This window comes from Novosphingobium sp. G106 (assembly GCF_019075875.1).
Classification (GTDB): Bacteria; Pseudomonadota; Alphaproteobacteria; order Sphingomonadales; family Sphingomonadaceae; genus Novosphingobium.
In genome coordinates this window covers 3,570,066-3,594,278 of record NZ_JAHOOZ010000001.1, presented here as the reverse complement: position 1 = coordinate 3,594,278, position 24,213 = coordinate 3,570,066, and the positions used below count along the sequence as shown (strand labels likewise).

The 24,213-nt window shown below is 58.5% G+C and carries 22 protein-coding genes and 2 pseudogenes; 15 read left to right on the top strand and 9 right to left on the bottom strand.

Annotated elements, in window-relative coordinates; translation table 11 throughout:
- Positions 1–12 precede the first annotated feature (12 nt).
- Positions 13–1,278: an amidohydrolase family protein gene (locus tag KRR38_RS17195; RefSeq protein ID WP_217403858.1), complete on the top strand. Its 1,266-nt coding sequence runs from the start codon at positions 13–15 to the stop codon at positions 1,276–1,278.
- A 78-nt stretch (positions 1,279–1,356) separates the two neighbouring features.
- Here the strand turns inward: KRR38_RS17195 and KRR38_RS17190 are convergent, their stop codons facing one another.
- Genes KRR38_RS17190 through KRR38_RS17180 form a run of 3 tightly spaced genes read right to left on the bottom strand, consistent with a single transcriptional unit; the run spans position 1,357 to position 3,556 of the window.
- Positions 1,357–1,791: a TadE/TadG family type IV pilus assembly protein gene (locus KRR38_RS17190; RefSeq protein WP_217403856.1), complete on the bottom strand. Its 435-nt coding sequence runs from the start codon at positions 1,789–1,791 to the stop codon at positions 1,357–1,359.
- Positions 1,788–2,195, bottom strand: a complete 408-nt coding sequence (locus KRR38_RS17185) for a TadE/TadG family type IV pilus assembly protein (RefSeq protein WP_217403854.1) — start codon at positions 2,193–2,195, stop codon at positions 1,788–1,790. Before KRR38_RS17185 ends, KRR38_RS17190 begins: the two co-directional genes overlap by 4 nt.
- A gap of 59 nt (positions 2,196–2,254) precedes the next feature.
- Entirely contained in the window at positions 2,255–3,556 is a 1,302-nt protein-coding gene (locus KRR38_RS17180) for a pilus assembly protein TadG-related protein (protein ID WP_217403852.1), read from the bottom strand.
- Between the two features lie 684 nt (positions 3,557–4,240).
- Here KRR38_RS17180 and KRR38_RS17175 point away from each other — a divergent pair.
- A complete protein-coding gene (locus KRR38_RS17175) occupies positions 4,241–4,993 on the top strand; it encodes a M23 family metallopeptidase (protein WP_254514849.1) in 753 nt (250 codons plus the stop codon).
- A 205-nt stretch (positions 4,994–5,198) separates the two neighbouring features.
- The gene (locus KRR38_RS17170) at positions 5,199–5,450 is read left to right on the top strand and encodes a hypothetical protein (RefSeq protein ID WP_217403850.1); all 252 of its coding nucleotides are present in this window, start codon (positions 5,199–5,201) and stop codon (positions 5,448–5,450) included.
- A gap of 292 nt (positions 5,451–5,742) precedes the next feature.
- Here the strand turns inward: KRR38_RS17170 and KRR38_RS17165 are convergent, their stop codons facing one another.
- Together KRR38_RS17165 and KRR38_RS17160 are read right to left on the bottom strand one after the other, a co-directional pair.
- Positions 5,743–6,132, bottom strand: coding sequence for a hypothetical protein (locus tag KRR38_RS17165; RefSeq protein WP_217403848.1), 390 nt, complete (start codon positions 6,130–6,132; stop codon positions 5,743–5,745).
- 495 nt (positions 6,133–6,627) lie between these two features.
- Positions 6,628–7,074 carry a hypothetical protein gene (locus KRR38_RS17160; protein WP_217403846.1) on the bottom strand — a complete coding sequence of 149 codons (447 nt, stop codon included), beginning with the start codon at positions 7,072–7,074 and terminating at the stop codon, positions 6,628–6,630.
- Between the two features lie 40 nt (positions 7,075–7,114).
- Here KRR38_RS17160 and KRR38_RS17155 point away from each other — a divergent pair, with 40 nt between their 5' ends.
- Positions 7,115–8,539 (top strand): hypothetical protein, encoded by a 1,425-nt coding sequence (locus KRR38_RS17155; RefSeq protein WP_217403844.1) that lies wholly within the window; start codon positions 7,115–7,117, stop codon positions 8,537–8,539.
- Here the strand turns inward: KRR38_RS17155 and KRR38_RS17150 are convergent.
- The gene (locus KRR38_RS17150) at positions 8,488–9,513 is read right to left on the bottom strand and encodes a sterol desaturase family protein (protein WP_217403842.1); all 1,026 of its coding nucleotides are present in this window, start codon (positions 9,511–9,513) and stop codon (positions 8,488–8,490) included. The genes KRR38_RS17155 and KRR38_RS17150 overlap by 52 nt on opposite strands.
- Positions 9,514–10,550: 1,037 nt before the next feature.
- Between KRR38_RS17150 and KRR38_RS17145 the strand changes: the two genes are divergently transcribed.
- The 11 genes and pseudogenes from KRR38_RS17145 to KRR38_RS17100 all read left to right on the top strand — a co-directional run bounded on the left by KRR38_RS17145 (position 10,551) and on the right by KRR38_RS17100 (position 22,160).
- Positions 10,551–11,105 (top strand): isoprenylcysteine carboxylmethyltransferase family protein, encoded by a 555-nt coding sequence (locus KRR38_RS17145; protein WP_217403840.1) that lies wholly within the window; start codon positions 10,551–10,553, stop codon positions 11,103–11,105.
- Positions 11,106–11,225: 120 nt separating this feature from the next.
- Entirely contained in the window at positions 11,226–12,542 is a 1,317-nt protein-coding gene (locus KRR38_RS17140; RefSeq protein ID WP_217403838.1) for a glycosyltransferase family 39 protein, read from the top strand.
- Between the two features lie 231 nt (positions 12,543–12,773).
- Entirely contained in the window at positions 12,774–13,349 is a 576-nt protein-coding gene (locus tag KRR38_RS17135; RefSeq protein WP_217403836.1) for a hypothetical protein, read from the top strand.
- A 70-nt stretch (positions 13,350–13,419) separates the two neighbouring features.
- Positions 13,420–14,553: a hypothetical protein gene (locus tag KRR38_RS17130; RefSeq protein ID WP_217403834.1), complete on the top strand. Its 1,134-nt coding sequence runs from the start codon at positions 13,420–13,422 to the stop codon at positions 14,551–14,553.
- A gap of 168 nt (positions 14,554–14,721) precedes the next feature.
- Positions 14,722–15,844: pseudogene (gmd, locus tag KRR38_RS17125) on the top strand (GDP-mannose 4,6-dehydratase).
- 9 nt (positions 15,845–15,853) lie between these two features.
- Positions 15,854–16,810 (top strand): GDP-L-fucose synthase, encoded by a 957-nt coding sequence (locus KRR38_RS17120; RefSeq protein ID WP_217403831.1) that lies wholly within the window; start codon positions 15,854–15,856, stop codon positions 16,808–16,810.
- Between the two features lie 36 nt (positions 16,811–16,846).
- Positions 16,847–17,281 (top strand): annotated as a pseudogene (locus KRR38_RS36225) (glycosyltransferase); the annotation flags it as partial.
- A 475-nt stretch (positions 17,282–17,756) separates the two neighbouring features.
- Entirely contained in the window at positions 17,757–19,046 is a 1,290-nt protein-coding gene (locus tag KRR38_RS17115) for a flippase (protein ID WP_217403829.1), read from the top strand.
- A gap of 48 nt (positions 19,047–19,094) precedes the next feature.
- Positions 19,095–20,306 carry a DegT/DnrJ/EryC1/StrS aminotransferase family protein gene (locus tag KRR38_RS17110; protein WP_217403827.1) on the top strand — a complete coding sequence of 404 codons (1,212 nt, stop codon included), beginning with the start codon at positions 19,095–19,097 and terminating at the stop codon, positions 20,304–20,306.
- A 1-nt stretch (position 20,307) separates the two neighbouring features.
- Entirely contained in the window at positions 20,308–21,135 is an 828-nt protein-coding gene (locus KRR38_RS17105; RefSeq protein ID WP_217403824.1) for an NAD(P)-dependent oxidoreductase, read from the top strand.
- Positions 21,132–22,160 (top strand): glycosyltransferase family 2 protein, encoded by a 1,029-nt coding sequence (locus KRR38_RS17100; RefSeq protein ID WP_217403822.1) that lies wholly within the window; start codon positions 21,132–21,134, stop codon positions 22,158–22,160. Before KRR38_RS17105 ends, KRR38_RS17100 begins: the two co-directional genes overlap by 4 nt.
- A 40-nt stretch (positions 22,161–22,200) precedes the next feature.
- Here KRR38_RS17100 and KRR38_RS17095 read toward each other — a convergent pair whose 3' ends face one another.
- The 3 genes from KRR38_RS17095 to KRR38_RS17085 are packed head-to-tail and all read right to left on the bottom strand — an operon-like array spanning position 22,201 to position 24,188.
- Positions 22,201–23,088 carry a glycosyltransferase family A protein gene (locus KRR38_RS17095; protein WP_217403820.1) on the bottom strand — a complete coding sequence of 296 codons (888 nt, stop codon included), beginning with the start codon at positions 23,086–23,088 and terminating at the stop codon, positions 22,201–22,203.
- Positions 23,060–23,443: a glycosyltransferase gene (locus tag KRR38_RS37795; protein ID WP_217403818.1), complete on the bottom strand. Its 384-nt coding sequence runs from the start codon at positions 23,441–23,443 to the stop codon at positions 23,060–23,062. The genes KRR38_RS17095 and KRR38_RS37795 overlap by 29 nt, the downstream gene beginning before the upstream one ends.
- Positions 23,436–24,188, bottom strand: a complete 753-nt coding sequence (locus KRR38_RS17085) for a glycosyltransferase (RefSeq protein ID WP_217403816.1) — start codon at positions 24,186–24,188, stop codon at positions 23,436–23,438. Before KRR38_RS17085 ends, KRR38_RS37795 begins: the two co-directional genes overlap by 8 nt.
- Positions 24,189–24,213: the final 25 nt, after the last annotated feature.

The window sequence follows — 24,213 nt, the reverse complement described above, 5'->3', positions numbered from 1 at the left end:
GGAGAAGAAGTCATGAGCACGAGCGTCCTCACCCGGGAGCCGTCGAACGGCTCGATCGAGATCCCCAAGGCGATTTCGGCGGACTCGCACACGATCGAGCCGCCCGAGGCCTATGCCAAGCACATCGACCCGGCCTGGCGCGACCGCGCGCCCAAGATCGCGCCCGATCCGGCCAAGGGTGCGGTCTATGTGATCGACGGCATGCCCGCGCGCATCGCCGTCGGCAGCGTCTCAGCCTGCGGCAAGCGCCAGCGCGCGGCAAAGGACCAAAACGGCGACACCGCCTTCTTCCTCGATGACCTGCCGCCGCCGTTCCCCGAGGGCCGCTTCGCCGAGCGCGACGGCGAAGTGGCGCCGGTGCCGATGGCATCGCTGACTTTCGACGACATTCCCGCCGGCGGCTGGCGCGTCGCGCCGCGGCTCGAAGCGCAGGACCGCGACGGCATCGTCGCCGAAGTGGTCTATCCCACGATGGGCATGGTGCTGTGCAACCACCCGGACGCCGACTACCAGAATGCCTGCTTCAACGCCTACAACCGCTGGCTCCAGGAATTCGTCTCCGAAGCCCCGACGCGGCTGTTCGGTGTCGGCCAGACGGCGCTGCGCACGGTCGAGGAAGGCATCGCAGACCTGCGCCGGATCAAGGAGATGGGCCTCGTCGGCGTGCTGCTGCCCGGCGCCCCGCCGATCGAGGAGGACTGGCACGCGCCGGTGTTCGACCCGCTCTGGGAAGCCGCGCAGGACCTGGAACTGCCGATCAGCTTCCACACCTTGGCGAGCGGACGGAACCGCAATGACGCGCCGCGCCTGCTGATGGGCCAGGTCTCCAGCGTCGACTTCGGCCTGGCCATGGTCCGCGCCAATCAGGACGTGCTGAGCTCGTTCGTGCTCGGCGGCGTGTTCGAGCGGTTCCCGCGGTTGAAGCTGGTCTGCGTCGAGGCGGGTGCGGGCTGGATCCCGGACTACCTCTACCGCATGGACCACGGCTTCAAGCGCCACGGTTCGCGCCACGGCCTGATGGCGCTGCCGCGCCTGCCCAGCGAGTACTTCAACGAGAACGTCTACGTGACCTTCCAGGACGATCCGATCGCCTTCGCGCTGACCGGGCTGCTCAATCCCAAGCGCCTGCTCTGGGCCAACGACTATCCGCACTCGGACGCGACCTGGCCGTGGAGCCGCAACCTCCTCGCCGAGCACCTCAAGCCGGTGCCCGAAGAGCAGCGCGTCTGGATTCTGCACGACAACGTCAAGGAGCTCTACAACCTGCCGACGCCGTGATTCCGGCAATTGGCACCGTAAAGGCGGTCGCACGGGCGAACGCCTGGGCGCGGCACCCGCCGTCCTCTTTCGACGCCCTCAAGCGGGTACGTATATCGTCTGGCTGAAGCTCAGCGTCGGAGAGCCGACGCCGGCAAATTGCAGCAGGCTCGGCGCAGTGTAGGACAGCTGGATCACCAGCTTCCTGGTGTTGGTAACCGGGCTGGTCGGCTCCGTCACGTTCACGTCCAGGTTGTCGCCGATCAGCGCGTAGGGCGGCCGCACTGCAGTTGCGGCGGCAACGTCTGAGATCTGGGCCGCCGTCAGCTTGTTGGATTTCTGGTATTCGATCACGGTGTAGCGGCTCACGTCGGCGGTGACCGAGCGCAGTTCGTTGTAGGCCTTCATCTGAATGCCGACCCACATCACGCCCATCAGCATCGTGATCATCGCCGGGGCCAGCAGACCGAATTCGATCGCCGATCCCGCTGTGCTGTCGGCGAAGAGCCGCCGCATGCGTTGCCGGGCCGTCATGACAGTTGCACCGTGCGCTGGACGCTGAAATTCCACGTTCCGATCTTCGAGACCCGCTGCCAGATCGGATTGTAGCTGTCGAGCAGAGTGACCTTGATATAGCTCGAAACGACATCGCTCGAACTGCAGCTGGTCGAGTCCGCGACCAGCGTCGCGTTGGTCCCGCAGCGATAGAGCTTCTCCACGACCACGTTGCTGCTCGGCAGGGAAAGCGATTGCATCAGCAGCGTCTTGAGCGTGGCCGTGTCTGTCGTGGCGCCCGAGTTGGAAGCCAGCGCGATGCCTTCGACCTGACCCATGGCCGACTGCAGTTCCTGCTGCCGCGAGATGATCTTGCTGAAATCCGCGCTGCTGAGCGCCAGGAGAATGACCATTGGGGCCACCAGTGCCGTTTCGATCGCCATGGACCCCCGTTCGCTTCGCGCGAAACGCCGGAAGGTGGAAAGGATAGGCTGTCTCATGACTAGGCCACCAGCTTCACTACGGCGCCACTGACGCCAACGGACGTGGAATCGGTCGACGGGCACAGCGTCTCGAGTGAGGCGTTGCCCTTGACGTGGATCTTGTACGCCGAGATCTGCAGGCACTGTGCCGCGACATCGGCAGTGCCGAGGACGCTCATTTCTCCCGACGGCAGGTAGATGAGGCCTTCGATCAGCGAGTTTGAATTGCCGGTGAGCTGGTGTCCGGGGTTTGAAGGGTTGTTGTTCTTGTCCTCGAACACGAGGATGCCGGCGTAACGATCCGCCTGGGCTGCATAGGGTGTGCCGTAGAAGTCCGAGGCCTCCATGGGCGTCAACGTGATCTTGTTGCCGTTGCCTTCCCCGCCGAACTTAAGCTGGGCGCCATGCTTCAGCACGAACATCACATTGGTTCCGGTCACGTTGTAGTTGGCCGAGAGATCGAGCGTTCCGCCATCGATGACATAGATGCCCGACGCCAGCACGGTCGTGCATTTTACGACTAAGCTCGTGTATGTACCGGGTGTCGGTGTCGCGAGCTTGGTCTTGTTGCTGCCCGTGCCCGTGGTGTCGCAAGAGTAGGTCTTTGAGCCCTTATCGGAATCGGGCGTCGGCAGGTCGTCATAGACGTCCTCGAGCCCCTGGACGTGCTCCGTCACTACGCTTTTGTTCGCATCGGGGACGCTTGCAGTGCCGCAGGTCGCAATCGAATCCGTTCTGACCGTTGCAGAGCCGTCGATCTGGAGCGCGCCGGCATCGCAAGACAGAGCCGCCAGGCCGCACTGGGCTTTCACATCGGCGTTGCCGCCAATATCGATGCCGGTCCCGGTCTTGGATGTGGCGATGAGGCAGGCGTTATACTTCTTGCCCGCGGCAAAGCTCGCCTGTGAGCGTACGGTCACCGTCGCCGGCCCACCCATCAGAAAGCCGCTGAAAGGCAATCTTTTGGTGGCACTGGCAGTCACGACCACGCTGTTGTCGGTGCCGCCCGTATAACTGGCCAGGGCAATTGAGGGCGCGCTGGTAAAGCCCTGGGTAATTGCCAGGTTAGCGTTGAATTCCTGCAGCGCTCGCGCTTTGTAATTGGCGCTCGACGAGGGATTGGCCAAAGCCCAAGCGCCGCCGAGTGCGGCTTGATCGACAGAGTGCTGCAGTTCGCGTTTCCAGAGAAACCATTGCGATACGTCCACGGCGAGGCCGGCGCTGCCGATCAGTGCGGGCATACCCATCGCGACGATCATCGCCATGTTGCCGCGCTTGTCCGAAGCGAGCGCTTTTAGGTGTCGGCATTTGATTATGCGCATCCTAGTGACTCCGCTGCTGCTATTAATTTTGCAGGCGCAAAGTTAAACATGTGATAATTTTCTGTGTTAAGTTTTGCGGACAAAAGTTAATCATCAGGAAGGCGCAATCGCGCGAGTCATCGACGCTAGCGAGACTTGAAGCCGTCGGAATGTCGCGGATTCGATTGGCCTGCTGAGGCTCAGGCCTCGTGACCAACTCGCCAAGGTCGCGGCAGATTAGGCATTCCCGCACGCTGGCAGCGGCTGTCGTTTTCCGCTGCTGGAACGAACTCTTTTTGCTGGAAGAAACGGCTGGCGCTGCATGGAAAGGCCGAGGATGTCGGCGCACAACGCAGGCTGCTAATGAATGCCCGCAAAAAAAATGTCCCGCAATAGCGGGACAGGTCAGGGGTCTTAACTTTCGACTTAGCCGATCGTTCATCGGCCGGCCGTTCCTAGCTCAGTTTTCTGGAATTCGCTCGATTGTGTTTTCCCAATAGCCGTTTGCGGCGATTGGGAATTGCCGGGCTAACAATCTCGCTTTGAGACCATGGCACCATGTAATCGCTGGCGCTCGCAGCCCAGAATGAGACGATGAGCGGTATAAACTTCTTCGTTCCCGGCGTGACGTGTTAAGTGTTAAGGTGGTTATCGGGTAAGAATCACTGGGTGGAAAGCGCAGCGGCTGTGGGACGGATCTTCTTGTTGATCGGGCTACTTTGCACGAGCCTGCTCGAAAGCGAGCCGGTCGCTGCGCGCGCCGATGGCATCGTCGATCGAGTTTTCCCCGCTTCGCCTGGACTTGGCGTGACTGGCGGCGGCGAGGAATCGGTCGGTGAAAGCGCGGGAAGTCCTGAACCTGCTCGGATAACCGTCAGTCGCGCCGCCGACCTCGTCGGTCAGCCGGTCTATTTCTCCCAGTCGAAAGGGCTGGGATCGGCCCGCATGGTCGCGATCTCGTCGCGCCGACTTCCGGCCGGGAGCGTGTTCTCGTTAGCCTTGCGCCCTGTCGTTACGGCGCCGGCTACGCCAATCGGCGGTTCGTTCACGGGTCTGCCCGGCACGATGCCGGCATCGATGCCCGTCGCCGCCTATGGCATCACCAGCGGGTTCGGCATGCGCCAGCATCCTATCTTGGGCGTCTGGCGCTCGCACGCAGGATTGGACTTGGCCGCTTCCTATGGCTCGCCCATCGTCGCGACTTCGGATGGCATGGTCAGCACGGCGGGTTGGCAGGGCGGTTACGGGCTGCTCGTGACCCTGGATCACGGCGGCGGCTTGCAGACCCGCTATGGCCATATGTCACGGCTGAATGTCGAGCCCGGACAACAGGTCCGCAAGGGCAGCGTCATCGGCTATGTCGGGTCGAGTGGCCTCGCGACGGGACCGCATCTCCATTATGAGATCCGCCTGAACGGGCAGCCGATCAATCCGACCACTCATCTGAACGGCCGATAGGGGCGGGGCAGATTTCACCCGAAAAAATCTCCCGATGAGAACGCTGCCGCGCTCCGGCGCGGGACTCAGCGCGGTCGTTAGCCCAAAAATCGGGGCCGATCGAACCCATGCCCGGGACCGAGATCGCGGTTCGGACGTTTCCATCGCCAATTGAACTACAGCGGACGGCAACGTTTTGCTTACGTTTTTTCGGCATAGGAAACGCATGCACGCTTTCCTTTCCATTTTCGGCAAGCTGATCGTGAGATCCGTCCTGGTCCTTTTCGTCACCAACGAGATACGCGGACTGCTGCTGGCGGGCCCCGTGCTCTACGCGATGTATCAGGCCGGCGGGACTCTGATGGCGATATGGCTGGCCTTCTGCTCGCTCGCCGGCATCGCCCTGTCGGTGATCGTCCCGCTGGTCGTGGCGAAGCGGCTGAACTTGGCCCAACTGCGTTTTGCTGGCGGCTCCTGACAGTGAGAAAGCCTACGACTGGCTTGTGCTCCCGCGGGAGGAACTGATCCCCGTTCGACGGGAATTTTCAAGGGAATTTCGGATCTGCGGCGTGCCTGACCTGTAGTCCCATAGCCCCCACCCGCTGATCGCGAACACATTTCTTGTCGCGCTGGCTTGTTCCACGGGAAATTGTATTTGGATTTGTGGGAAGCTGCGCACACACGGATACAGCACCAGGGTTGAACTCATACATCAAGCAATATGAACGACTTAGATTAAAATGCTACTTGCGTGCAAAGTTGCCAGTCGATCAATCTTCCTCCGCTTCGTCCCAAGACCCGATGCTTTGAGCAGCCGATAAGACGTTCCGACCGGAATGCGGGCAGCACGAAACCGGCACTACCATCCTCAACATTGAGTCGTCGTTCGTCTGTCCGCCCGCCGTGTTAGGGCTACTCTGGTGGAACATCATGCTTTCCAACAATGCCCAGTCCGCTCGCGCAAGCGCGCCGCCGCTGCTCGCAACCGCCACCTGCGCTTTATCACCGACGATGCCGTCAGCCCCGCCGATCTGAACCGCGCTCCGCTCAGCGTCGTTTATGTCCCGACCTCTCAGCTGCGCGACCCTGGGCGCAAGGTGCGCCGCTACAGCAAACGCCATCTGACCGGCCTCAAAGGTTTCGACCGAGAAGTTCGGCATGCTCCGCCCGGTCCTCGTCAACAAGGGTGGCACGATCATCCCCGGCGTGGCTGTCTGGCTGGTCGCATAGGATCGTCATGCGGTATCCGGCGAGCCGGGTAGCGAAGAGCTGAGGGTTCGAACCGAAAGCGGCTCGCCGTTTAGGATGGTGCGGCGCCAGCCACCGGTGGAGCAGCGAAAGCGGCGAGGATCCTCGTTTCCTGGATGGCTCTCTGCCACCACCTGAGCCTCCGCAAAGGCCCACCGCAAGGGTCCGTCGGCAAAGGTCACCCAGAGGCAGCACTCATCCTGCTCATAGAACGCGCGCAGCTCACGGATGCCTTGCGCAATGCCGCTCGATTATCGCCCCGCACCAGCGAGCTGCGCCCGGACTGTTCCCCAATCGCCCGCGGCGCAAATTTCTGAACGCATATAAAGCCGCCGGCAGTATGATGAGCGACGCGATGCCAGGCCAAAGAGGCCATCGTCCAAAATCGCCGAAGACGCGCCAGACAGCTATCCCGAGCGGGTACGCAGCGAAGACGCGCAAATAGCCGAACGGGAAAGTTCTGAAAGCCGGTGCCCGAAACGACCAGGTGATGAAGCAGACCGCGGAAACAACCGCCAGCACCGCGTTGGCACCTTATATAGAAACAGCGCATGGCCGGCATTGGCGAGAATCTCGAAATTGATGGACCATGCCGGCGCATTCAATGGAAACGTGCCTAATCGTGTCGGGATTGGCACCAGCAGTATGGCCGGGATCATGATTGCGGCAATAAAGCTGGTGCCTAAGGTCCCGAGCAGGGTAGCCGCGCCGATGAGGTACCCGGCCGCCGCCGGTGGCCAGAGTCCGCGAAACCGGACAATGACGAAGCCAACCGCAGTTAGATCGTCCTTCATGCGCTCCTCAAACGTGCGCGCCATCACGTAGCCTGGGAGCAGGAAGAAGAAATCGGCCATCATGCCATCCTGCTTGGCAGAAAGTCACACGTGAACAGGGTTGCAATTTGCCGAGCCCGGCTTTTCAATAGTGCCCATGGAAACAAGCAGAACCGCGCAGGTGGCGCCAGCTAGTCGCGGTCCCGCACTCGTCAGCGAGATCATTCTCTGCGGCCTTCCAGTGATGATGGCCGTTGCCTTAACCTTGCGACCCGACACCCTTTCTGATCTAGGCTTTCAGCTGAAGCTCGGCCAATTGATGGCGGAGAGCGGTACACCCTATCTTCAGGAACAGTTCGCGGTCAGCCACCTTGGTGAGCCGATTGTTCCCAGTGCTTGGCTTGCAGAATTGTTCTATCACATCGTCAACCAGGCTGGCGGATGGCTCGCACTGCGTGCGCTCGACATTGTGGTTTGGCTGTCCGCCCTGCTGGTCGCCGCGCTGCCGGCATGGAAACGAGGCGAGCGTCCCATGGCGGTCACCATGGCGCTAGCCATCGGCTTTGCCGTCGCGCTCCCGACAGCCAATATTCGACCCCAGAATTTTGCAGCCTTGGCATTCAGCGTAATGCTGCTCCTTTTACAGGAGGTAAGAACGGGGCGGCGGTCCGTTCTCCTCGGCGCCCCGCTTTTTGTGCTATGGCAGAATTTACATCCATCAATAACGCTTGCCGCTGCTGTGACTGGAACTGTCGCCGTGCTGTATCGAGCAACCGGTCGCGATCCGTGGCCGTCGGCAGCGCTGTGCCTCATCGCCATCGCTTCAACCTTCGCAACGCCGGCCGGATATTCTATCGTCGAAGTTGCAGCCTACAACACTAAGGCCAGCCTCCTTGCCGGCGCAACCGAATGGCTTCCGCTGTGGCATCCGATCAACCGCCCGTTCCTCTTGGCAACCTTGCTGTCCGTCTCGGTGGTTGCTATCATTGCCGTTAAATATCGACCGCCACTTGTCGAGGTCGTGCCTGCTTTGGTCACGTTTGTGTTCACTCTCTTAGCGGCGCGCTTCATTCTATTTTATGCGATCGCAATCATCCCGGTGCTCGCGAGACTACCAGTTGGTCAATCGTCTACGTTCAGGCATCCCAGGCTTGGTTTCATTTGCGCCGCTCCGTTGGCGATCGTGCTCATGGTGGCACCGCCGAGGCTAGTCGAGATGCTACCCGCGTTGCCGCAATTGGCGCCGGGCAGCGTCATCTATGCCGACCCTATTTACGGCGGTGAACTGATCCAACGGGGCTTCAAGGTTGCCCAGGATGGGCGCTTCTATCTCTACGACGAAGCCGAACTGAACAGATTCCAGCGAACCGGTACCGACCCCGCGACCCTGGCGGAAACGAATGCCGCTTATAAGCCGTCAGCCTATGTTCTGATGCGCCTGCGCAGTCCGGCGCTAGTCCGCGCTTTGGAAGTGAACCCCCACTGGCGAGAAGACTACTCCGATCGCACCAAGGTTGTGTTCACGAGGCGGAACACTGGCCAATGAGCCGGTGCGCTCAGCTTATTCCAAAGCGCTCTGATCGATTTGATGAAGGGCAGGCTAATAGCCCCGTGGAAGCTGTGAGGACTATCGAATCCCTCGACCCCGAACTCGAGCCGTTCACGGCCGGGCTTTGGCAAGTACAGCGTGCCAAAGAGAGAATCCCAGATTGCTAGCGTGCTTCCAAGGTTCCGATCGAAATGCGCACAATCGCGTGAATGATGTATCTGATGATGAGCCGGGCTCAGAAATATCTTACCCCAAAATCCGGGAAAGCTAATCCACAAGTGAGTATGTTGCAGATTCGTGAGTAGCAGCAGCGCTGTGAGCACTAACACATTGGTACCGCTGACAAGGTATTCATGGGCATGAACCGGGAACAGATACGTTAGCATGCCCAGAACGGCACCGCTCACCACTGCAAGGACGTTTCCAAACAGAAGGGTATCGACGGGGTGAACCCGAAAGTTCGTCAAAGGCGAGAGCGACTCTGCCGAATGATGGACAGCATGGAACTCCCAGAGAAACTTGATCCGGTGGCAGAGGTAGTGATGGAGCCAGTAGCCTAGTTCGTAGGCCAGATAACCAGCCAGGGTCGTCAGCGTCACGATAGCCGCTGGCGGCAATGTGGACGGTTCCGGTTTGCCAAAGATTCGAACTAGGGCGTGCTGCACGGCCAAACCGACGCTAGCTGCGCCGAGGATTGCACCCCCTAAAAGAAATCCGAAAACAAAAATGCCACAAAAGGTGAAACCGATGTCGACGCGGCCTGACGGACTCTTGATGATCCGGCCCGGCAATAGCGCGCGCCGCAGAACTCGCCACGATATGTCGCGTTGCCGCCGAACTCGACCGAGCGAGAACGCGACAGCAATGCAGAATGCCACAAACATCCCCGGTAGAGATTGGGTCGCATTCCCGATTGTGAAAAAGGCAGAGATCTGCTGCGCCACAAAGGCGTCGACCTGCTGAAAAATCATATTGAGCGCCCTCAAGTGTGGCTTTCCGCGCTGAACGTATCAGGCGGTGCCTTCTCCTGGAAGCACGTCAACAACGCGGAATCTGGGCGGACGGTACTTGGGAGTGTCAGACTGGGACTGTGCACTACCTGCCAGGCTGCCCGCGCCGGATCGGCGCGGCGTCGCTAAAACCGGCAGGATTGAACCCAGTGGCGAGCGCTTCGCCCTAGCGCCGCCCGATTGGCCAACGGGCTTCCGACGATCGGATTTCTGTCGCCATAACGGACTTGGCGCTCGACTTTGAGCTCAATCGGAGTGTTAGTGTTGCTTGTGCCGCGATCGACGTGATCGCTCAAAAGCCCCGACCTTCGTGATTGGCGGGGCCTTGCCCAGTGGAAGCGGCAATCGTGCAAGCCACCGCTGGAGCTTTCAAAATGAGCAAACGATCCGAGATAGCCACTGTCCCTGCGGCACCGCCGGTGCGCCAAACGAAATTTGCAGCCGTCGTAAAGCTCCTTTCGCGCGCCAACGGCGCCACGCTGCCAGAGGCCCGCGCGCGCCGGACTCGGATCGCCGAGTTACATGTTTCCTTCGTCCAAACGCACGCGTAATATAAAGTACTAACGATGTTGATCATGGTGAGCCGTGATGGGGTGGGTTGTCGTTCTGGTAGTGGGATTCGCAGGGCTACTGTTGCTCGCTTTAGTCGCCAATTCACCAGGTTTGCGGCTACCGATATTCATGTTACTGGTGCTGGCTGTCATATGCTTCTTCGCCATGGACCCGCGAGCATACGAGCTGTTGAATGAGGCGTACTACTCGCTTTCTCCCGGCCGCTGAAATCGACCTGATAGAGCAGGAAGGGTAGCTGGCCTAGCCACTGCGAGAATGGAAATCTGCGCGCCTCGTCCCGGTGGGAAACCGCTCTAGGTTGTGATTTTGAAGGCACAATTGTATTACAATGGAACGGCTTCAAGGTTAATTCGCTTGCTTTGTATAAGCCTCTCGCGTTTGCTAGCCAGGTGGAAAGACTGCTAGACCTCGCTGAGCGCGTATTCGTGGCCTTGATTGCTGCGCCTTTCTTGATCTCATTCGCCAAATGGCTGCCGCTGCACCCTCACGCCATCATCCTGACGCTATCGGAATTATTGTCGGCCTTGTTGATCGTCATTCGCCGACCTGGGCAGATACCCATGTCCGCTTATGCGATTTTGATAGGCTTCTTGGGATCGGGCCTGCCATTGCTCGCCCGCCCTGGCGATGTAGCCCTAATTCCGGAACAGGCAGCGTTAGGATTATCGGCCGTCGGCGGTATTATAGCAATTTGGGCAAAGTTGGCGCTCCGCCGTAGTTTTGGAGCGATCGCGGCAAACAGAGGAGTCAAACGCGGCGGACCTTATCGGTTCGTGCGCCATCCGATGTATCTTGGGTACATCCTTATTCAGATTGGCTTTTTGCTTGGCTATTTCTCGTTCCCGTTGCTCGGGTTGTATGTCGTGGTTTGGGCTATACAAATCTTGCGAATTCGGGAGGAGGAAAAGGTGTTACTTCAAGATGCGGCGTATCGCGAATTTGCAAATGACGTACCTCGCCGTCTCGTTCCTGGTTATTGAGGGCCCCAGGCTCACGACATCCGCTGGCGTCGTAAACGACAGCCAATCCGAACCGACTGCTGACAAGCGCAACTCCTGCGACGCTTACGCCTTTGGCGTGACATGCCGTCTGTTGGGCAAATGACGGCTTTCAGCGTTGTCGTTCGGTGGCTCGAAAACTTTCCCGACACGCCGGGATCGTGCCAACGCCACCTTCTCCAAAGCTGGAAACAGTTCGCGCTACTACTCCTGACGGGGCTGCTCTTGCGCGCCTTCACCTTTGGCGATCCGAATCTCCATGTCGACGAAGCGTTCTATTTTCTCGTGGGGCAGGAGATGCACCACGGCTCGATCCCCTATGTCGACATCTGGGACCGCAAGCCGCTTGGTCTTTTCCTGATCTATTACTTCATAGCCGGCATCTCGACCTCGGTCCTGGCCTACCAGATCGTCGCATGGCTATTCGCCAGCTCCACGGCGATGGTCATCAACTGCATCGCCCGGCGCTGGGCGGGGATCCAGGGCGGACTGCTGGCGGGCGCTTGCTATCTCGCCATGCTGGGGCCACTCGAGGGCTTTGGCGGGCAGACCCCGGTCTTCTACAACCTGTTCATCGCGAGCGGGGCGCTGTTACTGCTCAACGCGTGGCCGGAACTGGAAAAAGGCCAGCCGACTTGGCGCACGTTCGCAGCCATGGCGCTGTGCGGTCTTGCGATCACGGTCAAGCAGACCGCGCTGTTCGAAGCCTCGTTCTTCGGTTTGTTCGTGATCTACTGCATGGCTCGTAGCGGGGCACCGGCCGTGCGGACAGGAGCGACGATCCTGGCCTGTGCCGGCCTGGGAGCCCTGCCCTTTTTGGCAATCGGGACAGCCTACTGCTGGAACCGCCACTGGCACGCCTGGTGGCACGCTATGGTGACATCTAACGTGGCAAAGCTCGGCCAGCCGCTGGCAACGACGGCACACAACTCGCTGGTCATGTTTGCCCGCCTATATCCTGTTTTGGCGTTGTCTTTCGCTGGCTTGCTGATCGCGAACGGCGAAGCCCTCGAGCGGAAGGCAAACTGGTTCATCGGCCTCTGGATCGCTGCAGCGACGATGGGTGTCCTTTCGATTCCCAACTTCTATACTCACTACGCGCTTCCGCTTCTCGTTCCCCTCACAATAGCTTCGAGCCCGATTTTGGGGCGCCGGGATGTCGGCGTGTTTTTGTCGACGCTGCTGGTTGCTTTTTCGATGGTTCTGTTCAATCCGACCGCCCGAGGCGAACGCGAACAATCGATTCAGTCGATGAAAAAGTTGACGACAGCGATCGAACAGCATGACTTGGGTGGGGGACTGCTGGTCTATGACGGGCCGCCCCAACTCTACGCTCTGTCCGGGAAGCGTCCTCTCACGCCACTTTCGTTCCCCCCACCATCTCAATCACTGGATCGAGCGAAACGTGAGCCAGTATGATACGCTCCTGGAAATGCGCAGGATCTTGCGCAACAGACCTGGTGTCGTGGCCATGGCGAGAACGCCGAGCAATTTGCCCGCCAACCTCGAAACACGACGCCTCGTCGAAGCTTATGTCGAGAGCAATTGCCGGATAGTCGACGTCGAGCCAGCCTATCAAATCGGCCGCAGCGCACAGATCGCCATTTGGGGCGATTGTCGCGGAGGCCCCCGTGCAGGGCAGGCGCCGCAATGAGCAGTGAAGCCGATGAAGGGAATGCAAGCATCGGAGCCCCGACCCCAGAGCACGCGCGCGCGCCAGACACAGTGAAGATCATGATCGTATTTTCGATCGGGCTTGCTATTGATTTCGTATTAGGATCCATTTTCACGATCGATCCGATCAATTTTCAGCAATTTTGGTATCAAGATATCTGGCTGATCGCTGCGATATTATTTTTGGCATTATTATCTGTAATCGGAAACAAAGCGCAAGGTTCTACCAGATCGCTCACAACTATTGACGTGCGCCTCATGTCTCTCGCGATCTTCACAATATGCTATCTCGGCCATCGTTGGTTGCTGCTGAGCTACGATCTGAGCCGTGACGAGCAGATGGCCAATTTCGATGCGACGATTTTCGCCCATGGATTCCTCGCCTGGCCCCTGCCGCCGGAGTGGCGGGCCAATGCCGGCCCGTTGAATCTGCTGTTCATTTCTCCCGGGGTAAAGGGCGCCTGGGTATCCGCCTATTTGCCGATGAATGCGGCACTCCGGGCAGTGATGGGGTGGTTCGGCGGCAGGGACCTGACGGCCCCCCGTGTTTAATGCTCTCTCATTGCTTCTGCTTTGGAGTTGCGCACGTCGTCTCTGGCCTGAAGACCGAGAAACCTCGGTCGTGGCACTCTTGCTGCTTGCCCTATCGGGTCAGTTCATCTTCGCCGGAATGACGGCGTTCGCGATGCCCGCGCACCTTTTCTTCAACCTGCTGTGGCTTCGCCTGTTTATAGCCGATCGCAGGGTCGCCGACGTTGCCGCCGTCTTGGCCGGCTTGGTCGCAACCGGGTTGCATCAGCCGCTGTTCCATCCGCTCTTCATCGCCCCGTTCCTGCTCCTGCTTTTGCGCGAGCGCTGTTGGACCCGACTGCTCTTGTTTTTAGCGGGCTATGCGGCCGTCGCCGTCTTTTGGCTGGCCTGGCCCCAGATTGTGCAAACTTACACGTTAAGCGCCTATCCCGGCACGTCTGCGACCGATGCTGCCGCTGTCACCGCACCTACCGGAATCGCTCATTACCTGTCCATGTTAACTACCACCCTAGCCCGCAGTGACGGGCGTGTCATCTACATGTCGGAAAACCTTTTGCGCTTTGTCACATGGCAACACGTACTCTTGCTGCCTTTGCTGATAGCAAGTTGGTTCGTAGCCCGAACCGATCGGATCGCCGGCGCGATCGGGCTGAGCTTTGTGCTGCCGATATTGGTGATGGCACTCATCCTGCCTTGGCAAGGCAACGGCTTTGGCTATCGCTACGTCCATGGGGTGCTGGGCAATGCAGCGCTACTCGGCGGTTATGGCTGGCAACGAGTGGCAGCGTTCTGGCGCCCGCATCTGCGAGTCGTGTTCCGGCGCGCCACCGCGGCCACCACCTTAGTTCTGCTGCCGCTCCAGGCCTGGATGGCGCATGGCTACTATGCACCATCGGCGCGAGCGAGCGCCAAGATCGACGCCAGCGGCGCTGACTATGCCATCGTCGGCACCGACGACTACCACACTGCCAGCGATCTCGTGCTCAATCGCCCCGACCTGTCCAACCGGCCGATCCGCCTGCTGGGGCATAAGATCGAGGATATCGACGGATTTTCACGCAGGATTTGTCGCCCAAAGGTGCGGGTAGCCTTGTCGACCGAGCAATTCCTGCAGCCGGTGATCGCCCACTACAGCCCGATGACTTTTATTGAGGCCCGAGAGCGGATGCCGTTGATCGAGGCAAGCCTAGAGCGTGGGGGCTGCCATGTTATGTTGCTTCAGTGAGGTCGTTGGGTCGGGGCGTTGCGACGATTTGAAGATTTTTCATGAATTAGCGTCTAGAATGATTGACTGCGGCGTGTGTGTCGTAACGCGTCACGTTTGACCAGAAATAGCATTGCTGGCGACGCCGACCGCCTGATCGGCAGCCAAATTGGAAGGAAGCACAAGCGCATGACAAGACGCGCGCTGATCACCGGCGTTACTGGCCAGGACGGATCTTACCTAGCAGAATTCCTTCTTACCAAAGGCTATGAGGTCCATGGGATCAAACGGCGGGCATCGTCCTTCAACACGCAGCGGATCGATCACATCTACCAGGATCCCCACGCGGCGAATGCCATGCTCAAACTTCATTATGGCGATCTTACCGATACATCGAACCTGACCCGTATAATCAACGAGGTTCGCCCCGACGAGGTTTATAATCTCGGTGCGCAAAGCCATGTCGCTGTCAGCTTTGAAGTCCCGGAATACACGGCCGAAGTCGATGCCATCGGAACCTTGCGTTTGCTCGAGGCCATCCGGTTCCTCGGCCTGGAGAAAAAGACCCGTTTCTTCCAGGCGTCGACTTCAGAGCTCTATGGCCTCGTCCAGGAAATCCCCCAACGCGAAACAACGCCCTTTTTACCCACGCTCGCCCTATGCCGTCGCCAAGCTTTACGCATACTGGATTACAGTCAACTATCGGGAAGCCTACGGAATGCATGCCTGCAATGGCATCCTCTTCAATCACGAGAGCCCACGTCGGGGTGAGACATTCGTCACACGCAAGATCACGCGAGGCCTAGCCAACATTAGCCAGGGTCTCGAACAATGCCTCTATATGGGCAATCTCAATGCCTTGCGCGATTGGGGTCACGCCAAGGACTATGTTCGGATGCAGTGGTTGATCCTGCAGCAAGACGTTCCCGACGATTTCGTGATTGCGAGCGGCCAGCAATACTCGGTTCGCGAATTCATCATTTGGTCAGCCCAGGAGCTTGGCATCACGCTTCGCTTCGAAGGCGAAGGTCTGGAAGAAAAAGGTATCGTCGAAACTGTTGCAGACGATGTTGCGCCGGCCGTGAAGGCCGGCGATGTCATCTTGCGGATCGATCCCCGCTATTTTCGTCCGGCAGAAGTCGATACGCTCTTGGGCGACGCCACCAAGGCGAGGCAGGCACTCGGCTGGTCTCCGGAATTTACGGCCAGACAGATGTGCGCCGAAATGGTGGCGGAAGATTTGCAGACAGCGAAGCGCTACGCGCTGCTGCGGAACCACGGCTATGACCTGCCTGTCGCAAATGAGGATTGAGGCCACGCGATGAGCATATTCGTTGCCGGCCACCAGGGTATGGTGGGTTCCGCCATCCTGCGCATGCTACATGCTCGAGGCGTTGCAACCATCACGCGCAGTCGCCAGGAACTCGATCTTACGGATCAGGCCGCCGTCCGAGACTTCCTGGCGGAACAACGCCCCGACGCCGTCATCCTGGCTGCCGCGAAAGTCGGGGGCATCCATGCCAACGACAGCAGGCCGGCAGATTTTATCTATCAAAATCTGACATTGGAATGCAATGTCATCCATCAGTCTTTCCGCGCCGGCGTGCGGCGCCTGCTGTTTTTGGGCTCATCCTGCATCTATCCCCGCGCGGCAGCGCAGCCGATGCACGAAGATGCGCTGCTCACGGGCGTGCTCGAGCCGACCAACGAACCCTACGCGATCGCCAAGATCGCCGGCATCAAGCTGTGCGAAAGCTACAATCGGCAGCATGGCACCGATTACCGCAGCGTCATGCCCGCCAATCTCTATGGACCGCGCGACAATTTCCATCCCGAGCACTCGCACGTGCTCCCGGCGCTGATCCGGCGCTTCCACGAGGCCGTGACGCAGGGGTTCGACGAAGTGGTGATCTGGGGCAGCGGAACGCCCAGGCGCGAATTTCTGCATGTCGGCGACATGGCTGACGCATCGCTCTTCGTGATGGATTTGCCGCATGACATCTACCAGGCCAACACGCAGCCGATGCTGAGCCACATCAATGTCGGCTCCGGGCAGGAGGTCTCGATCGCATCGCTCGCGCAACTCATCGCCGAGGCGACGGGCTTCAAGGGACGGATCGCCTTCGATCCCGCCCGCCCAGAGGGCGCGCCCCGCAAACTGCTGGACGTGTCGCGACTAGCTGCGATGGGCTGGCGCGCGAGCATTCCGCTCGAACAAGGTATCCTCCAGACCTACCACTGGTTTCTCGAGAACCAAGGCGCTTTGCGCGAAGACTGAGGATATGGGACTGTTCCCGGGAGCGAAGGACACCTTATGAAGCCGCCATTCTTTTCGATCGTTTCCGCCGTCTACAATGCCGAAGCGGTCGTCGAGGCGACCGCCGCGTCCCTTCGGTGCCAGACCTTCCGCGACTACGAGTGGATCGTGGTCGACGGCGGTTCTTCGGATCGCACGCTCGAAGTCATTCAGCCGTTTCTGGTCGAAGGCCGGGATACGGTTATCTCCGAACCGGATCGGGGCGTTTATGACGCGATGAACAAGGGGCTTCGTCAGGCCAAGGGCGAGGTGGTGCAGTTCCTGAACGCCGGCGACCGCTTCGCGGAAGAGACCGTGCTGGACAACGTGGCCACCGAATTTGGCGACGACGTGGATGCCGTGTACGGAGACGCAGCTTATGAATTGGCAAATGGCCTAACTATTTTCAGGTCGGCTATTGATCTCGGAACTGACCGGTATAGGCGGATACCGTTTTCCCATCAGTCTCTTTTCACGCGGCGCGAGACGCACCTTCAGCACCCGTTTGACCTTACTTACAAGATTGCCGCAGACTACGCCGCGATTGCAGCCATGCACCGAGCCGGCGCTCGGATGAAGAAAATACGAAAGACGCTTAGCGTCAACACTATTGAGCCCAACGCCATATCGAAATCGGGTCAGGTTCGTGCCGCGCTTGAAGATAGTCGCGTAAATAATAGAATTCTTGGACAATCATCTTTCGACGTATTGGTCCGCTACTGGTTAAAACGTGGGTCACTCTTTGGTGGTGACTTAGTTCGATCGTTACCGCCTTCCGTTTATGATCGGCTGCCGGAGGCGATCGCCGGCGAGTCTACTGAACGAATAGCGGTCAGCGACGGGCTATCGCCATTCTACTCCGGGAGGACGCAAACTGATTACAAAATTGTTGAATCTTGGCTGGCTTTCGATCGAGGAAGCGCTGCGGATGATCATCGGCCTGGCGTTTACCGTGATCGTCGCGCGCAAGCTCGGGCCCGAAGGATTTGGTGCATATGCCTATGTCTTGAGCTTTGTGACCATCCTATCGCCCCTCGCTCGGTTCGGAATGGAAGCGCATGTGATGCGCGAAGCGGCATCGGATGAAGCAGGTAAGGGCAGCATATATGTCTCACTCGCCGCAAGCGCCATAACCACAGTTCTTGCCGCAGCCATAACCGTCGTAGCCTTTCTGCTCAGCAACAATCCGGCAGGCGTAACTCCAATCCTACTGATCGTCGCACTCCCAATTCTGCTCGCAGCTCCCTTTGATCTGGTCGTGGCCTATCTCAAGGGCCGCGAACAAATGAAGCAGTTCGCGATTCCACGCATGATCGCTTCCATCGCGTTTGTGATCGCGTCGCTGCTCGTATTCGTTTTTACCCCATACCCGCGATATTTCGTCATGCTACGATCAATGGAAAGTATTTTTCTTGGCGTAGCTGCCATAGCGAGCTTCGTTCTCATTGGCGGGGCTGCGTTCCAGACTATCAAACTGGACATGTTGAAGAAAACCTTGGCTGAAGCGCTACCGCTAATGATCGCTGTTTTTTCTACCATGATATTTTTGCGAATTGATCAGGTTTTTCTGGGACAACTGTCTAATGAGGAAGAGCTTGGTCGTTACGCTGTTGCCGCCAGGATCGTCGAAATCGGAAATATCGCGCCCGCCGTCCTGCAGTCGACACTGTTGGGCGCCATGGTTCGCAACTTCCAAAGCGGGCCGGGCGGACTAGATCCCCATATGCAGGCGGTGTTCGATCTATTTGCGCTTTCCGGCTGGGTCGCAGCCATCGCGCTAGGCGTAGCCGCCGCGTTGTTCCTAGAACCGGTGTTCGGCAGCGCTTACGCAGGGTCAATGCCGATGCTGTGGGTCCTCCTGCTTGGCACGCCATTCTATTTTCTTTTCTATGCCATAGCCAGCGAACTGACAGCTACGGGAAGTTATTGGAACTCCGCGCTGTTGACCGGAACTGGCGCAATTACGAACATCGGACTAAATTTTCTTTTGGTACCTCGCTTCGGCGGAGTGGGCGCAGCCTGGGCCAGCGTCGTCGCCTATTTTGTGGCTGGCATTGGCATGACCTACCTGAGCGTCAACTATCGCGGTTCAAGCCGAAAAATGGTGCTTGCACTCAACCCATTGGGATCAGCGAGCCGGTTAATTTCGGTGTGCTGCAGCGACGCAAGGCAAGGAAAGCAGATGTGGATCCGGTTCTTATTCGGTCCGCGCAAGTAAATAAATTCTCTGATTGCAATCTGACCAACACTGTGGATGGCACCAAAAATGACTTATAAAGTCCCGCTCGCGTTCAACACTCTTGGTGAAGGTGAAATCAAAGCGGCAATGAAGGTGTTGGCGAGCGGCTTCGTCACCCAGGGTAAGCTGGTTGAAGAATTTGAGCGGCAGCTGGCCGACAATCTTAACGCCAGGCACGCTATCCTCGTCAATTCGGGTTCTTCGGCAAACCTTATCGCGATTGAGGCTATTTCGTATCTCAGCACATTGCGACCGGATTTCACCTATGGAAGCCCGATGGAGCGAGGCGATGAGGTCATCATCCAGGGCCTCAACTGGCCTTCTACGATAACCCCGATAATCAACCGCGGGCTTACGCCGGTCTTTTGCGATATCGATATCCACTCACTCAACGCGACCGTCGCCCAAGTCGAGGCGGCTCGCACGCCGAGAACCCGGATGATCGTGGCCGTGCCCGTACTCGGTAACCCGTCCGGACTGGAAGATCTGCGAGATTATTGCTCGCGTGAGAAGCTGATATTGGTCGAAGATTCCTGTGAAAGTCTGGGCGCTGTCACGGAGCGCGGCAATGCAGTTGGCACGATCGGCCTTGCATCTGCCTTTAGCTTCTATTTTTCTCACCACCTCTGTACCATTGAGGGCGGCGTGATCCTGACCGATCTACCTGAACTCGCCGATTTGTGTTATGCGCTACGCTCTCACGGCTGGACTCGCCATCTGAAGCACAATCTCTTTCAGTTAGGTGCCGACGAAGCCACAATCGACCCTCGTTTCTGTTTCGTGTTACCGGGGTACAATGTGCGCTCAACCGAAATCAACGCCGCCATCGGTCGCATACAGCTTATTCGTCTGCCTGAAATGTTAGCGGCCCGACGACGGCTCATGGCGGGCCGGATCGCCGCAATTGCCGACGTGAGCGATCGACTGAGCATTCCCGGCGCGACCATCCTCGATCGCCACAGCTGGATGACGACCCCTTTACTTTTCTCCGATCATGAACACCGCCAACGGGGGCAGGCAGCGCTTGAACTAGCGGGGGTGGAAACCCGGCCGATCATCGTTGGCAACATTTTGCGCCACCCGCTAATGCGGGCGCTGGGGCTGCGGGCAGATCAGCCCGATTTACCGATTTGTGACGATGTGTTCGCACGCGGCCTGATGATCGGCCTCAATCCGTTCTCCACACCAGAGATAGAGGAGGCTGTGGCGGACGCACTCAACCTCGCAGCGAAGGCATAACGTGATCGTAGGTTTGACTGGGGCCCAAGGAGTTCTTGGGCGGCGCCTTAACGATGCGCTTCAGGCACGTGGCGTGCATGTAACGCCATTTAAAGGCGATGTCCGCGACAAGAACGCGCTGACCGACTGGGCCAAAGTCTGTACGCACATCGTTCATACCGCCGCTGTTGTGCCGACGGTTCAGGTCAATGATGCACCCGGTGAAGCGATCGCCGTGAATGTTGCCGGCACCGCCAACGTCGCTCAAGTGGCGGGCGCTGCGCGCGCACGACTTGCCTATATCTCAACCTCGCATATCTACGCGTCCTCACCGTCGCCACTCGCGGAAGAGGCGCGGATATCGCCGGCATCACTCTATGGTTTAACGAAATGGCAGGGAGAGCAGTGGGTCGAGCGACTTGCACCTGAATCACTGATCGTCCGCGTCTTTAGTTATTTCGACAGCCGACAGGCAGACAGTTTTCTCATTCCCCAGCTTCGGAATCGGATCGCCGTGGCAGAATTGAACGCGGAACTGCCGCTCTTCGGCTATCGTAGCTCGCGCGACATTGCCAACGCGGACTGGCTGGCTAATCGACTTGTAGATCTCCTGTTGGCCGACGCCAAAGGGGTGTTCAATCTGGGCTCCGGCACCGGTACTTCGATTGCACAAGTTGCAAAGCAACTCGCTCAAGCGGCCGGACGACAAGACATTTCATGGGTGCCAGCCGACGAGCTACCTGGCGACGTACTTATTGCCAACACCGCCAAAATGGCCAGGATAGTCGCCATTCCCGCATTTGACCTCGAATCAGAACTGCGCACTTTCGTTGCTGAGGTCCAAACATGACTGCGCGCTTGAAAGTCTCGTTCATCGTCCCCACGCTGAACCGTGGCCGATACGTGATACGTGCCGTCGATTCGTGCATCAACCAGACAGCGGCGGACGTGGATATCGAGGTCATCGTACTCGACAGCATGAGTGATGACGGATCTTGGGAACTGTTGACGACCAGATTTTCCAAGGATGGACGGGTGATCCTCGCGCAGAATCAGCGCGGATTAGGTCCTACGCGAAGCTGGCTCGATGGGGCGCGGCTCGTTACCGGTGAATTTGTGACATTCATCTGGTCGGACGATTATATTTCGCCATTGTTTCTTGAAGTACTTTTACCACCCCTACTTAAAGGCCATGGCGCCTCTATCGGTAAGGGCGCTATTAGGAATATTGATGATGAGCGTGCATTACCAGTTAGTGGACATGTCACCTCAGCCTTCAATGGCGATAAACTGTTTGAACATTATCTCGGTCTTGTCAGCGGCTCGCAGTTGCCAGTCAGTCCGGCCGCAGCATTGTTCGCTCGAGGGGTATTCGATCGCTGGATTGCAGCCGTAGAGAGTTGGTGCACGCATCCCGGCGTTCGAAATGATCTCATGTGGCAACGCGCTATCGGACCGGACTTGATGTTGTTCCTGGCGGCAGGCGAAGAGGCCGAACAGAAGGTGTCCGTCCACGAAAACGTTGTTGCACAATTTTCTTCGCACTCTAACTCAATCACCATTTCTTCGTCGACTTGGCTGCTGCGCGCAGGCTATTGGCTCGCCAATTGGTGGGCGATTCAGCGAGCTACAGAACAGCGCCGACCTGTAGCGTTATCAGCAATCGCACGTTTGACGTTGCTGGGAGTGCTTTTTGGTCAGCTCGCCCGCTATACAGCTGGAATGAATCCTTCGCTGCTAAGATCATTTGATGAACAGGTTTCAGATGCTCGGCAGTGCTTGTTCTCTAAAGTTGGCGCATGCCATGGATCGATACTTCTTTTTAGATCCGCAACGCAATTGCTATGGCGAGTTATCTTAAGTCTCTTCCGTTAAACTACCAATCAGCGACCTTGTGTTGGTCGGCCACTGCCACTTATCGCGCGTATCTCGCACGATAATGAACTTGGCGCACCAATCCGATCGGAACCCGCGCCGCCAGGAACGCGAAAAAGATTGCCAAGTCGACCGCACCGATCACACGCACTCGATAAAGCAAACGCATGTTGATCGCACTGCCCCCGTAGTTGGCAAGTATACTGGCCCCCTCGCCAGCGTAACCGAACGGCGGTTTCAGCGCCCAGGCCAGCGGCGCCTCAAGGAAGACCATTCGGCGCGCCATTCGCGAGGCGATCACCAATGCCATATAGTCTTCCGCCTTGCGCCCGCCGAGCCGAAACATCTCGCGGGCAATACTCGTGCGCACGATGATCGACGAGGTCAGGATCGGATTCAGCATGAGAAAGTGAAGCTGGAGCAGCGATCGGCTCCGCACCGAAGATGGAAGGCTTGCCAAGTCTGCTCGCGTTACCTTGAATTTCCATGGCTGACGATGGCCGACGAGCTCTGCTTCATCCCTGACGATTGCCGTCGATACCTCCCTTATCTTGTGCCGGTGCCATACGTCATCGGCATCGAGAAATGCCACGTGAGTGCCACTTGCCAAGTTAGCGCCGCGGTGGCGCGCCAAGCCAGCGCCAACATTTTCGAGAAGCCGCTCCAAACGAACGGGCACCTGGGATCGGCAATTGCCGACAAACCGAGCCAGGCGCGCAAACTCAGCCGCGCAAGAAGCGTCATCGACGAGAATGATCTCGTGTACCGGCATCGATTGCCGCAATGCGGAAATGATGGCCCTTGCCGCGCACCGGGCGTTGTTGTGGACGGGAATAACGACGCTGAACGTCGGCCGATCCGGCATGACTTCATCGAACTGCGAGGCTTCGCGGTCCAGCCTAGCCTTTTCCATCAAATCCTCGCGCACATGTAATCACCGACCTGGCCAGGGCTCCCCATAGGTAGGTCGCCGCCGCATAGGCGGCCATTTCCGCACGCTCCGTCTCAGACAGTCCGACCTCGTCAATCGCGGAACTACAGCGGAACGCCGAACCATGGCGGTCGCCGAGATCGATGTGCACACCCTTCAGCCATCGGGCAGCATTCGGATCGGCCCGATCTGCGGGCTGCCCACAGACCACAGGCAAGCCGCACGCCATGGCTTCCTGTATGACCAACGGATATCCTTCCCCGACGCTAGGCAACAGCAACAGATCAGCGCTGCGATAGAGTGCGGCAAGTTCGCTCTGCGACCGGGAGCCGAGATCATGAACATTAGCCAACCCCCCAATCGCTAGGCCGGAACGGCCCGCTGCCGGCTAATAGAAATGACAAATCGGACCTTAGCTCGGCCAGTGCTCGAATAACCGCCAATCCCTTCTTTTCGACATAGCGTCCCACAAAAAGAATCCGGGTCTTCCCCGGTGGCCATTGAACGTGAGCGCGAGACGTCCCGTTGTCTCCTGAGATCGGGTGGAAAATCGCGGGATCGACACCGTTGAAAATCAGGCGATAGTCCCGCCAGGGCTTCGAGCCGAGCAGGTCCTCGCGCACGGTATCGCTGATAAAGACGAGCTCATCTGCCGCCCGCATCATCAGCCGCGTCACTAGTTGATTCGCTAATGCCATCGTTAACCTCAGCAACCGTGAGGAGAACGGTATTTTTGAAATGTGCTGAATCAGGACTGTCCGCTTGCCTCGTCGTATGGCGATCACCATCGCGAGGATCGAAGTCACGTAGAGGGCATCGTGGATTATTACCGCATCGCACTTCCCGATTTCGTCGGCCAGATTCCGGGCGGCGCCGAAACTGGGCAGCGGCATAGGCAGACCGCTCAGCCGCTCTGCAGGGTCAATACACCGCAGCGGCAATGGAATGATTCCATCACACGGGAGCACATCTCTGTCGCTGGCGGCCCAGATTGCCTCCTGACCTTGCGTTACGAACTCGCGGCAAAGTTGTCCTGCAACGCGTTCGATGCCGCCGCCATGAGCCTCAAAAAAGTGGGTGACTGTTAGAAGGCGCAAGTGTCTTTACCCACGATTGTGCAGC